11 protein-coding genes are annotated in these 12,926 nt (G+C 54.4%); 6 read left to right on the plus strand and 5 right to left on the minus strand.

Going from position 1 to position 12,926, the window contains the following annotated elements:
* Positions 1-45 precede the first annotated feature (45 nt).
* Positions 46-1,287 carry a VWA domain-containing protein gene (locus FCN45_RS05430; protein WP_137385349.1) on the plus strand — a complete coding sequence of 414 codons (1,242 nt, stop codon included), beginning with the start codon at positions 46-48 and terminating at the stop codon, positions 1,285-1,287.
* 18 nt (positions 1,288-1,305) lie between these two features.
* Here FCN45_RS05430 and FCN45_RS05435 read toward each other — a convergent pair whose 3' ends face one another.
* Both FCN45_RS05435 and FCN45_RS05440 read right to left on the minus strand, forming a co-directional pair.
* Entirely contained in the window at positions 1,306-1,986 is a 681-nt protein-coding gene (locus tag FCN45_RS05435; RefSeq protein ID WP_101763273.1) for an HAD family hydrolase, read from the minus strand.
* 111 nt (positions 1,987-2,097) lie between these two features.
* Positions 2,098-3,222 carry an AI-2E family transporter gene (locus FCN45_RS05440; protein WP_101763272.1) on the minus strand — a complete coding sequence of 375 codons (1,125 nt, stop codon included), beginning with the start codon at positions 3,220-3,222 and terminating at the stop codon, positions 2,098-2,100.
* A 204-nt stretch (positions 3,223-3,426) separates the two neighbouring features.
* On the opposite strand from FCN45_RS05440, the gene FCN45_RS05445 reads away from it, so the two are divergent.
* The 4 genes from FCN45_RS05445 to FCN45_RS05460 all read left to right on the plus strand — a co-directional run bounded on the left by FCN45_RS05445 (position 3,427) and on the right by FCN45_RS05460 (position 7,929).
* Positions 3,427-3,657, plus strand: coding sequence for a DUF1272 domain-containing protein (locus FCN45_RS05445; RefSeq protein WP_101763271.1), 231 nt, complete (start codon positions 3,427-3,429; stop codon positions 3,655-3,657).
* A gap of 797 nt (positions 3,658-4,454) precedes the next feature.
* Positions 4,455-4,940: an RcnB family protein gene (locus tag FCN45_RS05450; protein ID WP_137385350.1), complete on the plus strand. Its 486-nt coding sequence runs from the start codon at positions 4,455-4,457 to the stop codon at positions 4,938-4,940.
* 107 nt (positions 4,941-5,047) lie between these two features.
* Positions 5,048-5,875, plus strand: coding sequence for a Cof-type HAD-IIB family hydrolase (locus FCN45_RS05455; RefSeq protein WP_110865702.1), 828 nt, complete (start codon positions 5,048-5,050; stop codon positions 5,873-5,875).
* A 125-nt stretch (positions 5,876-6,000) separates the two neighbouring features.
* Positions 6,001-7,929, plus strand: coding sequence for a methyl-accepting chemotaxis protein (locus tag FCN45_RS05460; RefSeq protein ID WP_137385351.1), 1,929 nt, complete (start codon positions 6,001-6,003; stop codon positions 7,927-7,929).
* Between the two features lie 32 nt (positions 7,930-7,961).
* On the opposite strand, the gene FCN45_RS05465 is transcribed toward FCN45_RS05460, so the two are convergent.
* Positions 7,962-9,113, minus strand: a complete 1,152-nt coding sequence (locus FCN45_RS05465) for an iron-containing alcohol dehydrogenase (RefSeq protein ID WP_233501651.1) — start codon at positions 9,111-9,113, stop codon at positions 7,962-7,964.
* Positions 9,114-9,396: 283 nt separating this feature from the next.
* On the opposite strand from FCN45_RS05465, the gene gntT reads away from it, so the two are divergent.
* Positions 9,397-10,713, plus strand: coding sequence for a gluconate transporter (gene gntT, locus FCN45_RS05470; protein ID WP_137385352.1), 1,317 nt, complete (start codon positions 9,397-9,399; stop codon positions 10,711-10,713).
* 39 nt (positions 10,714-10,752) lie between these two features.
* Here gntT and FCN45_RS05475 read toward each other — a convergent pair whose 3' ends face one another.
* Both FCN45_RS05475 and FCN45_RS05480 read right to left on the minus strand, forming a co-directional pair.
* Positions 10,753-11,835 carry a malate/lactate/ureidoglycolate dehydrogenase gene (locus tag FCN45_RS05475; RefSeq protein ID WP_137385353.1) on the minus strand — a complete coding sequence of 361 codons (1,083 nt, stop codon included), beginning with the start codon at positions 11,833-11,835 and terminating at the stop codon, positions 10,753-10,755.
* 106 nt (positions 11,836-11,941) lie between these two features.
* Positions 11,942-12,187 (minus strand): hypothetical protein, encoded by a 246-nt coding sequence (locus FCN45_RS05480; RefSeq protein ID WP_101763266.1) that lies wholly within the window; start codon positions 12,185-12,187, stop codon positions 11,942-11,944.
* Positions 12,188-12,926 lie beyond the last annotated feature (739 nt).

The raw sequence follows: 12,926 nt of genomic DNA on the forward strand, positions 1-12,926 counted from the left end.
CTTTTTATTATCCAAAGGACGCATCCTTAACAGGAGGTTAAAACTATGATGTTACAACCGGGCCAGAACCTGCCGCTGAACACCACCGAACTGACGTTGCGCCTGCACTATGCTGCTTCATCCACGTTGCGCGGCGATGTGGATACCAGTGTTTTCCTGCTCGATGCCACAGGCAAAGTGAGTGGCGATGCCGATTTCATCTTCTTCAATCAGCCCACAACCGCCAATCGCAGTGTGGTCATGCAGAGCACGCCGCAAGGCTGCACCATTAATCTGGATCTGATGAAGATTGCCGCCAGCGTCAGTAAAATCGCCGTCACCTTAGTGATTGACGGCGACGAGGCGATCAATGCGCTCAACAGCCTGAGCTTAACCGCCGAAAATATTGCGCAGTTCAGCCCGGAAACGCACGGGCGCGGCGAGAAGGCGCTGATTCTGGCCGAGGTTTATCGTCACAATGGCGGCTGGAAGCTGCGCGCGCTGGGGCAGGGATTCAACGGCGGGCTCGAACCATTGGCGCGTCATTATGGCGTGGATATCGCCCAGCCCGATCCTCAGCCTGCCGCGCCAACGGTGGTAAGCCTGGAGAAAAAGCTGCAACAGAAAGCGCCAAGATTAGTGAGCCTGGCGAAAAACGCCAGCGTTAGCCTGAGCAAATACCAGCTACAAATGGTGAAAGCGAAGGTGGCATTTGTACTGGATGCTTCGGGTTCGATGAAAGGGCAGTTTAGTAAGGGCAACGTGCAGGCCGTATTAGATCGCATTGCGGTGCTGGCGGCGCAGTTTGATGATGACGGTTCGATGGATGTCTGGGGCTTCGGTCAGCAGCACGCGAAATATCCCGATGTAACCTTGGATAATCTTGATGGCTACATCGCTACCATCCAGCGTGGCGGCAAGACATCGGCGTGGGAGATTTTACCCGGACTGGGCGGCACTAATAATGAACCGCCGGTCATGGAAGAGCTGATTGATACCTTTAGGCACAGCGATCTGCCGGTGTACGTGGTTTTCATTACCGACGGCGGCATCAGCAAAACCCGCGCCATCAAAGAGGCGATTCGCCGCTCGGCTAACTATCCCATCTTCTGGAAATTTGTCGGCCTCGGCGGCAGTAATTATGGCATTTTGCAGGATTTGGATAACTTCAACGATCGCCGCATCGACAACACCCATTTCTTCGCCATCGACAACTTTGCCAGCCTGGCGGAAGACCGGTTATACGATCTGCTGCTGGAGGAGTTTAAGCCGTGGCTGGATGCAGCAAAGGCTGACCGGATTTATTGATCAGCCCGAATTGTGCCCCTAAGGATCCAGACGCAGCATGCGCAGTTTTTCCATTGGCACGCGGCGTTTTTTCCACGTTGGATGGAAATGACGCCAGTGTGGATCCTGCGCGGCGGCCAGTAACTCAAAATCACCGCGCGTATCGCCCCAGGCGCGCAGGTGATAGTTATGCAGCGGGCCGTAAACGCTTTCCAGTCGCTTGACCTTTTGCCCGCAGCGGCAGTTATGGCCGGTAATTTTACCAGTAAGAATGCCGTCAACGACTTCTAATTGGGTACCGATTAGATTGATGCCCAGTCGCTCGGCGAACGGTTCTAACACCATCGCCGGCGAGGCGGAACAGATGGTCACTTCGGCGCTGGAGTTCACTTCGGCGGCAACCGCTAACAACCCGGCTGGGCGCATTAGCTTATTCCAGTTTGCCGCGCAGAAAAGTTGCGCCTGCTGACGGATCCATTGCTCCTCAACGCCGGTTAAAAAGGTGTGAATCAACACTTCTTTTAACTCATCACGCGTTAGCTTTTTCCGCATGCAGCGCAGCGTTGGGAATGCCAGTTTGGCAATTTTGCGTGCGAACGCGCGTTTGCCAAAGCTGAAGCGCAGAAAGGGGATGAAGCTGTCGTGAATGGTCAGCGTGCCGTCAAAATCGAAGACTGACAGAACCTGATTTTCACGCGCTAAGGAGGATTCCATGGACATGTTGTTCTCTTTTGTCGCAAGCCGTAATCAATGCCACGATGATAGCAAATGGCTGGCCGATATTCTCATGCGTGAATGCGGCTACCGATAAACGGTAGCCGTTTGAAACGCTTACTCGCGGATTTTGCCCTCTTCCTCGCGGGTTTTACCCTCTTCGATAAACTCTTCGTCAATCTCTTCAGAGTTCTCACGGTTATCGCGACCAGAAAGCAGATTCCAGCAGGCAATAAACAGCGCGGCGATCAGCGGACCAATGACAAAGCCGTTGATGCCGTACACTTCCATGCCGCCCAGCGTGGAGATCAGGATCAGATAGTCCGGCATTTTGGTGTCTTTACCGACCAGCAGCGGACGCAGAATATTATCCACCAGTCCAACCACCACTACGAAGAAGCCAATCAGGAACAGCGCTTTCCAGATGGCGCTGGTGGCGAAAAAGAAGATGGTTGCTGGTACCCAGACAATAGCGGAACCGACCGCCGGAATGAGCGACAGGAATGCCATCAAGGTGCCCCACAGCAAGCTGCCATCAATGCCGGTGATCCAGAAGGCGATGCCACCCAGCACACCTTGTACCACCGCAACCACCACCGTGCCTTTGACCGTGGCACGCGATACCGCTGCGAACTTCATCAGCAGGTGATGTTTCACGTAAGTTGAAAGCGGCAGCGCTTCCAGAATTAAATTCACCAGCCAGGCGCCATCTTTCAACAGGAAGAACAGCAGATAGAGCATCACGCCAAAGCCAACGGTAAAGGTGAAGGTCCCTTTGCCGATCAGGAACACGCTGCCCGCCATGTATTGGCCGCCTTTCAGCGCAAAGCCAGAGAGCTTCTGCTGAATCTCCTGCGCGTTGTTCAGGTTGTTATCGGCGAGATAGTTGCGTGCCCAGGAAGGCAGATGCTGCAGCAGATCGGCAAACACCGCAGGGAACTGCGCGGAGTTGTTCTGCAGCTTGGTGTAGACGGTGTTAACTTCAACCACCATTGAAGAGGTGATCAGCGCCAGCGGCGTGAACACCATCAGGCAGATAATCAGTAACGTAGCGAACGAAGCCAGACCGTTGCGATCGCCCATTTTACGGCGCAGCAGCGACTTCAGTGGATGGAAGATCACCGCCAGAATCGCGGCCCAGAAAATGGCAGAAAAATAGGGTGTCAGCACATCAAAAAAGGCGAAGGTGACGATCGCCAAAATAACGATAAAGAAGCCTAAATTAAGTCCTTTAATACGCATTACATAGTCTCGTCAGTAGATAGGGCGAATGAACTATAGAACGCTTAACGGGGAAAGTAATGTTTTTAGGATCGATGGTTCGCTCAAGCTCGTGAAGAGAGCAGACACAAGATGTCCCGATTTGTCCGCCTGATGTCTGTTCACTGGCTGGCGCGGCAGCACTATTACGGTGATGATGGTGGCTGAAACTCACCGGAGGAAATCATGCTGGAACTACGTCCTAACTGCGAATGCTGCGATAGAGATCTGCCGCCGGAGTCGCTTGAGGCGCGCATCTGTTCATTTGAATGCACGTTCTGTGTGGCGTGCGCGGAAGGTATCCTGGCGCAGCGCTGCCCGAATTGCAGCGGTGAGCTGGTGCGTCGACCGATTCGTCCTGCTGCAGCGTTAGCACGTCATCCGGCGTCCTCAACGCGCCATTTATCTTCTTCATGAGATAGTGAGCGTGCAAACGAATATTCTGCTCATGTAAACGTTTACCCTAAATAGTTTATCAGGCTGCCTCGTGATATTTAAACGTTACGCAAGCAGGGTAATTTTGAGCACGATAGTAATCACCGCTGTGTATTAATGTTGGTGATAAACAATCCGGGCCTAATAAGGAGCAGTAATTGTTAAATACTCATCAGGTTGCGCGTGCGGCGTGCTGAGATTATAAAGGTTTAAAAGGCCAATGGTGTTGTTTTTAAAGGGATATTAACGATGCTTGATAGCATGGATTAGCTGTTTGAATGCCTTATTGTTGTGTCTTTGCTGAATCTGGTCAGAGCACAGACCTTATTTATCCTGAAACAACGTTCCTAAAAAAATATCTTTTCTGTCATTTAATTTTTGCGTATTTTTCTGAAAAATAGCCCTTTTCAAAAGAAGTTTTCAATTTTAAATGGTATTGTTTGCTGGCAATGCTAGTGATGTGGCGTTGTGTGCTTCAGTTTTACCCTCACTTTTGCAGGGTTTACCCCTTTATGCAATTTATGGAAATTGAATTATCCTCCCGATCCTTGCGATCGGGTTTTTCTTTATATTTCCCGCTCTCGCCGCAATAAACGCTGATGCGTCTCTTCGATCCTGTTAATGTCAGAAAATACACAATCGTTAAGAAAGTGATAAGTTGACGTAATTTCCTGTAAGTATGCGGTTTTTAAGAGTTTTGGAAATGCTTTTCTGTCTCCAGTTAATCAATAGTAATGCTTAACGGCACAGCAACCGCCGTTATCATTGGAGGCAACACCATGAAAAAAACAACATTAACTCTTATTGCGTCATTTATTGCATGCAGCACACTGTTATCTAGCGTCTCCTGGGCAGACGGCCCTGGTGACCAGCGCTGGCAGCCGCACGGCGGCGACCAGCATCAGGACCACGGACGTGGCCCGGATCGTGGCGGCGACCGCGGACCGGATCGCGGCAATCATCATGACCGTGGCCACGATCGCGGCCCCGGCCCGGATCGTCATGACCGTTATGCTGACCATCGTATGCCGGAAGGGCATCGTGACGGCGACCGCTTCGCCTGGGGCGGACATGACTTCCGTCGCGGCTATCCGGCACCGCCGGAGTTTCGTGGTCCGCATTATCGCGTAGATGACTGGCGTGACCGTGGTCTGTATGAACCACCGCGCGGTGAGCATTGGGCTTACATCGACGGTAATTACGTGCTGGTGGCCGCAGCAACCGGCATCATCACCGCGATTCTGCTCAACGGCGCGTTTAACTAATCCCCCCGCGGATGGCTGCGGCCATCCGTGTTTCTCTGCGCTTTATCCGCTCACCAGGTTATTCTCTCTACGACCCGTTTTTCCTTTCGATACGTTAAGGAGTGATGATGACCGTGGTAAAAATGGTGGCGGTGGATAAAGACGGCACCTTTCTCGACGACAAGAAACAGTACAATCGCGCGCGTTTTAACGCCTGCTATCAGGAAATGAAGCAGCGCGGCATCAAGTTTGTGGTAGCCAGCGGCAACCAGTATTACCAACTCAAATCCTTCTTCCCTGAGATCGCCCACGAAATTGCCTTTGTGGCGGAGAACGGCGCGTGGATTATCGATTGTGATGAAGAGTTATTCTGCGGCGAGTTTTCTCGTCCGGATATTGATGCGGTGCTGGATACGTTGCACAACGGTAACTATCCCGAACTGCGTTACATCCTGTGCGGACGCGACAGCGCGTACTACTTCGAAGGCCTTGATGAAAAGTGGCTGGTGAAAATGCGTCACTATTGCCACCGCCTGAAGGCGATTCGCAGCCTCGATGACGTGGCGGGCGATAAGCTGTTCAAGTTTGCGCTGAATCTGTCTGATGATTACGTGGAACCGCTGATGGCGGACATTGAGCGTCTGCATCAGGGGGCGGCTGCCGCCACGTCCAGCGGTCATGGATCGGTGGATTTGATCGTGCCGGGCAACCATAAAGGTCACGGCCTCGATCTGTTGGGCAAACGCTGGGGCATCGAACGCAGTGAAATTCTGGTGTTTGGCGACGGCGGTAACGATCTCGAAATGCTGCAGCAGTCGGGCTTCAGCTTTGCCATGGCGAACGCACCGCAGAAGGTCAAAGATGCGGCCCGCTTTGAAGCGCCGGGTAATAACGACGAGGGCGTTTTACAGGTGATTGAGCAGATGCTGGCCGGCAAACCGCCGTTTGTCATCTGATCGTCATTTATAGCTGAATTTATTCTTTGCTTTGCCGATATTCGATTGTGACGGAACGCACAATTCGCCGCTGAGCGGCACTTCTTATCTCAATCGTTAATGCAGTCGGTTAGAAAGGATAAATTATGTTGCCAACCCGTTTGGCTGCCCGCATGACGCTGGGTGGCCTGCTATTACTGTGCGTCACCACCGCAGTCGTATTTTCCGTTCTGTTGTTGCGCGGTCAGCCGCGCGTCATCGAAGCCAGCCATACGCTGATTGAGCAGGCCGGTAGCAATCTGGTCAGCCAATTAAATCAGCAGCTGGTGCGCATTGAAGGCGAGGCCGTCAGCATGGCGCGCCTTGCTGAAGTGTTGCCGCACGATGCCACGCTGTGGCAGCAAAGCTTCCCACAAATCATCAACAGCAGCGGCAATAAAACCATTGCCGGCGGCGGCGTGTGGCCGGAACCCGATGCGTTTAGCGCCGGAGTGCAGCGTCGTAGCTTCTTCTGGGCGCGTCAGGGTGATGGCGCGCTGGCCTATTCCGATGACTACAACCTGCCTGCGGGCAACGGCTATCAACAGGAAAGCTGGTACAGCGCGGTGCGTAACGGACCGCGCGATCGTTGCGGTTGGTCGGAGGTGTATCAGGATCCGGTCTCCGGTGTGAAAATGGTCACCTGCAGCGTGCCGTATGCGGCGGGCGATCGGTTTGCCGGTGTCGCAACGCTGGATGTGCAGCTGGATAATCTTGCGGGCTTTATGCAGCAGAAAGGGCAGGTGACGGGCGGTTACGCCTTTGCGCTCGATAGCGCGGGCAACCTGCTCTATTACCCAGGCCAGGATATGAAATCGCTCACCACCTTGAGCAGCCTGGCGGAAAAATCCAGCTGGCTGGCGCCGCTGGCCGCCCGTATCGCCCAGTTGAAGGGCGATGGCGATGTATTACAATTCTCGGATTTTGCAGACGGCTACTTGCACAACAGCACACAGGTGACGCTGTTCCGCATGCCCGGCACCGGTTGGGTAATTGGCCTGGTAACGCCGGAAAGTGCCGTCAGCGGCCTGGCGCGTACCATGATGCGCGACATCTTCACTTTCCTGATTCCGGCGATGATCGTGCTGCTGCTGTTAACCTGGGCGTTTACCCAACGCATTGGCCAACGCCTGAAGGCGACGCACGCGGCGCTGGATGAGATTGCCAATGGCGATGGCGACTTAACCCGCCGTCTGACCAAAAGTGGGCGCGATGAGCTGGCGGATATCGCCGGTGCGTTCAACAGCTTTGTCGATAAGATCGCGGGCGTGATTACTCGCGTGCAGGGCAGCGGCGAAACGGTGGCGGCCAACGCATCGGGATTAGCGCACAGCAACACCGCGCTGTCGGAGAAAATCGCCGAGCAGGCTGCGGCGCTTGAGCAGAGTGCGGCGGCGATGGAGCAGCTTAACGCCACCGTGCAGCAAAACGCTGAAAATACCCGACTGGCCGATGCTGCCGCCGAACAGACCGCGCAGATTGCCCGCAGCAGCAGCGAAGTGATGGGCGAAGTGGTGAGCACCATGGGCGCTATTCAATCCTCGTCGCGCCGCGTGGCGGAGATTCTGACGGTGATCGACAGCATCGCGTTTCAAACCAACATCCTTGCCCTGAATGCGGCGGTGGAAGCGGCACGCGCCGGTGAGCAAGGGCGTGGTTTTGCTGTGGTGGCATCTGAAGTGCGGGCCTTAGCGCAGCGCAGCGCCACGGCGGCGCAGGAGATCAAAGCGCTGATTGCCGATTCCGACAGCAACGTGCTGGCCGGCAGTAAACTGGTGGAAGGCGCGGGGCAGCAGCTTTCGCAGCTGGTTTCCGACGTGCATAAAGTGAAGCAGGTAGTCAGCGAGATGCGCGTGGCCGGTGATGAGCAGAGCAAAGGTATCGCGGAAGTGACGCTGGCCGTATCGCAAATGGAGCGCGGTATTCAGCAAAACCTGATGCTGGTGACGCAAACCGCTGAAAATACCCAGGCGCTGCGTGATGAAGCGGCGCAGCTGGCGCAAGAGATGGCGATGTTTAAAGTGGCTGAGCAGTAAAAAATCGGGCAGCGTCGGCTGCCCGTTATCATTTAGACGATGCGCCAGGCGGCGGCGATCATCTCGGTTAACGTCGGTGCATCGTAGCTGACCCAGCCGTTTTTGCTGTTGGCGCGTGACACAATCCAGTCAACGTCGGTGGCTGACAGCGTTGGGCCCTCTAACCAGAACGGCACGATCGCCTGCTGCTGGATCCAGGCTTTCAACGCCAGCGCGGGCGGCGCGGGATCGTCCGGCAGCAGCTGTTGGCCGAACTGCGCCATCAAACGTTGCTGTTCAGCATGCTCGGTTTCTGCCAGCACCTCGAGGAACGGGAACAGTAAACGTCCGCACACTTCGCCGTGATGGAACGGCTTGATCGCCCCTAACTCACCGGCAATGCCGTGGATCACGCCCAATCCGGCGCTGCTCAGACACACGCCACCCAACCATGACGCCATCATCATCGCTTCGCGCGCGGCATCTCCACGCTCGTCGTCACGGTTTAAATCTGGCCAGGCCTGGAAGAACAGTCGCAGCCCATTAAGCGCAGTTTGCTGGGTGAACAAATTGCCTTTGCGCGACAGATAGGCTTCGAAAAGATGGGTGAAGGCATCGATGGCGCAGGTTGCCAGCACGCTGTCGGGCGCGCCTTTTAGCAGATCGGGATCGAGAATCGCGACCTGCGGCACAAACACCGGATGTCGCAGCGAGGCTTTGACCTGAATATGCTGCTGATCGGTCACCACTGCGTTCTGCGTGGCTTCGCTGCCGGTGCCGGCCGTGGTGGGAATGGCGATCAGCGGCAAGGTCACCGCTTGCACTGGCGTATCACCGACTTTCTCCAGATAGCGCGCGGTATTCAGCGGGTGCTGCATCATCGCACTAAAGGCTTTGGCCGCATCCAGCACGCTGCCGCCACCAATTGCCACCACGCGATCAACATGGCCGCGCCAGCGTCGCACCCAGCCATCAATCTCATCCGGCGAGGCTTCATGGCTGACAATCTCGTAACCGATGATGTGATCGTTGAGCGCGGCACCTAAGCGCGTCCAGGCCGGACCATTCAGGAATGAGCGGCCGCAAAACAGCAGCGTCGGCTGGGTATTGGCCGCCAGCAGCGGAATCAGTTGGTCAATGCTGCCGCGCCCAAACAGGGTTTGTTGATTACTGTACAACTCGATCAGATTCTCACTCACCTGCACGTCCTTCTTGTTTGGCTCAAAGACCTAAGTGTAACCAAAAGCCGTGACACTCCCGCTGCAAACATTCTGATAACCCGCTGGCAAAAAGTTGATCACCTTCGCAAAACAGAAATTCCGCTGCGGCGCCAGGTGCTTTGTACGCAATGTTACCCTTAACATGATACCCGTAACATTGCTCGGCAGGATGTTTCCTGTGGTGCACGTTGTTGATTCTCATGTCCTCTGGGATAACCAAAATAAACCGCTGCCGGTAGCTTACCGTGCGCAAAAGTGGAGAAAAATTATGCCATTACTCTATGTGGCGATTGGCGTAGCGTTACTGCTGTTGCTGATGATTCGTTTCAAACTGAACGGATTTATTGCGCTGATTCTGGTGGCGCTGGCCGTTGGCATGATGCAGGGCATGCCGGTCAACAAAGTTATCGTTTCGATTAAAACCGGCGTCGGCGGCACGTTGGGCAGCCTCGCGCTGATCATGGGCTTCGGCGCGATGCTGGGTAAACTGCTGGCGGATTGCGGCGGGGCGCAGCGAATCGCCACCACGTTGATCGCTAAATTTGGCGAGAAGCATATTCAGTGGGCGCTGGTGCTGACCGGCTTTACCGTCGGCTTTGCGCTGTTCTACGAAGTGGGCTTTGTGCTGATGCTGCCGTTGGTGTTCAGCATCGCCGCCTCCGCGCGCGTACCGCTGCTGTACGTGGGTGTGCCGATGGCGGCCGCGCTCTCGGTCACACACGGTTTCCTGCCACCGCATCCGGGCCCAACTGCGATCGCCACGCTGTTTAACGCCGATATGGGTAAAACGTTGCTGTACGGAACGCTGCTGGGGATTCCAACCGTTATTCTTGCCGGTCCGGTTTATGCGCGCTTCCTGAAAGGCATTGATAAGCCGATCCCGGAAGGCTTGTGGAACCCGAAAACCTTTACCGAAGCGGAGATGCCTGGCTTTGGCGTCAGCGTCTGGACGGCATTGGTGCCGGTGGTGCTGATGGCGTTGCGCGCGGTGGCGGAGATGCTGCTGCCGAAAGGTCACGTGTTGTTGCCGTATGCCGAGTTCTTTGGTGACCCCATTATGGCAACCTTGATTGCCGTGCTGATCGCCATCTTCACCTTTGGTCTGAACCGTGGCCGCAGCATGGATGACGTGATGAGCACCATCACCGATTCGATCAAGATCATCGCGATGATGCTGTTAGTGATTGGTGGTGGCGGGGCGTTCAAACAGGTGCTGGTGGACAGCGGCGTCGATAAATATATCGCCAGCATGATGCATGAAACCAATCTGTCGCCGATCTTCATGGCGTGGTCGATTGCTGCGGTGCTGCGTATTGCCCTGGGTTCCGCAACCGTGGCGGCGATTACGGCAGGCGGGATTGTCGCACCGTTGATCATCACCAGCGGCGCCAGTCCGGAACTGATGGTGATTGCGGTTGGCTCCGGCAGCGTGATTTTCTCTCACGTCAACGATCCGGGCTTCTGGCTGTTTAAGGAGTATTTCAACCTGACCATCGGCGAAACTTTCCGCTCATGGTCGGCGCTGGAAACCATTATTTCGGTGTGCGGTTTGCTGGGTTGCTTACTGCTCGCCAACGTCATCTAAGCATCAAGGCTGAGGCAATGCGCCTCAGCCGCTTGCGGTTTACTGCGTTAAGGCGCGGAACGCCGCGAGTTCCTCTTGCGGCATTCCCGCTTGTAACGCCGCGTCACAGATTTGCTCCCAGCTGTTGCTGTCGAGAGGAATGCCATCGCGTTCACGTGCCACGCGGTTTTGCTCTTCCCACTCGCCGGGCACCTGAATCGGTGCTTCGCCACTTTGCGGCGACTGTTTCACCCAATCCAGGAATGATTCCGCTTCTTCCTGCATCGCAGGCGCATCAAACGCATCCGGATTCACGATGATAGTGGTCATGCAGTTGAAAATGGCATCGTGGCTGGTGACCAGCGTCTCATCATGTGTGGTGCGTCCGCCGGACAGCGCGCCGCCGAGAATTTCACACATGGTTGCCAGCGCATAGCCTTTGTGCAGACCAAACGGCATCAGTGAACCATACGGCGCCTGGTGCATCACGCCTGGCTCGGTGGTCGGCTGGCCTTGATGATCAATCAGATAACCTGGCGCGACCTGCTGCTCTTTATTCCACGCTACTCGCGTTTTACCAAAGGCGATGCCGCTGGTGGCGAAATCGAGCAGCAGCGGTTTGGCATTGCGGCGCGGGAAAATGGCGCAGAAAGGATTGGTGCCAAAACGACGATCGCTACCGTTAAACGGCGCGACCATCGGATCGCCCATCACGTTAACAAAATGGAACGAGACAAAACCGGCGGCCGCACACTGTTCTGCCCAATGGCCGATGCGACCAATGTGGTGCGAATGGTGTAAACCAACCGCCGCAATACCTAACCTGGCTGCGCGCTCAATACCGAGTTGCATCGCCTCAAAGGCCGCCACCTGACCAAAACTGTTGTGCCCGTGTAGCGTCAGCACCGCGCCGGCGTCTTTTGCAATGCTGGCATGTTGGTTGAGTTGCAAAAAGCCCTGTGCCAGCGATTTCATGTAGCTCGGAATCATGCCAACGCCATGTGAATCGTGACCCGCCAGATTCGCGGCCACCAAATGGTCGGCGACCAGGCGCGCTTCTTCGGCGCTGCTGCCAGCATGTAACCAAATGGCTTGAACAAACTGATGAAGGCGAGAAGGGGGAATAAGATGCAGAGTACTCATACGGTCAATCTCCTTATCATGAACAATCATGCATCCTGTGCCGAAACCAGTAATAACTGCAAGTCAATGATAAGAAGTAAAGGGCCACAACGTGTGGCCCAAAAACTCAGTGCGGCTGTTCAAAGCCCGCTTTGACCATCTGATCGCGCAGTGCGCGGGTAATTTCACGGTTTCCGCCAGTGATCGGATAAATGACATTGTTGACGACATCGTCAAGATAGTGTTCTTCAAACTCCTGCAGGGTGAGTTGCGTGCCACCTTCATCATTAATCGCAATACTGCCGCTGATGTGGTTGCCGTAATCCTTTGCCTTAAGGCTATAACGCCCCATGCTGGTATTAATCGTGCTCATAAGAATCTCCTTGTTACGTCGGCATTGATAACAATCGAGGCCTCTTCAGGCGCTATAAGTTTAGACTGCGGACAGGCGCTGAGTGCGGAATCAAGGAGAGGGAAAATCGCAGGCTGCGACCCGTCTCGCAGAATTAAATCGGCATTAAGCGAAACGATAGCCAAGGGTTGTGACCACTCTCGCAGCGCCCAGCGAAAGCAGAATGATCATCTATACTGGTTAGCAGACACATTATTTTTCATACTTGAAGGAGCGAACAATGAAAATAATTCTGTGGGTCATCGCCATCATCTTCATCGTTGGGTTACTGACACTAACAGGCGTCTTTAAACTGATTTTCTGACAACAACAGGCACCTGCGGGTGCCTGAATTTTTTATTCAGCATAGGATTTTTCGCTGTCATTAAAAGACGCAATAGGCAGGATGAGATCGCCCAGCGTCAACGGTTTCTGACACTGTGCGCAACAGGCGCCATGATGATTTATTGCATCGACCTGTTTGCAGTCCGTTAAGGTGTAAAAAAATTTAGTGCAACCGCAGCGGCTACAACGAATAGTCATGTCAGTTTTTTCCCCATCTCCGTCCTGGAGTATCGAGATTTATCTTATTCGTCGGGCGAGTTCAATTGATAAATTTTGTTAATTTATTCCATGCGTGAATAGTTGACACTAAGTCACTGAAAGCTATCTTATTGCTTGCCGTCATCCTCACAACATGATTGCACTTTGTGTACATCCC

Origin of the sequence: Pantoea sp. SO10 (genome assembly GCF_005281435.1) — a bacterium.
Lineage (GTDB): Bacteria > Pseudomonadota > Gammaproteobacteria > Enterobacterales > Enterobacteriaceae > Pantoea > Pantoea leporis.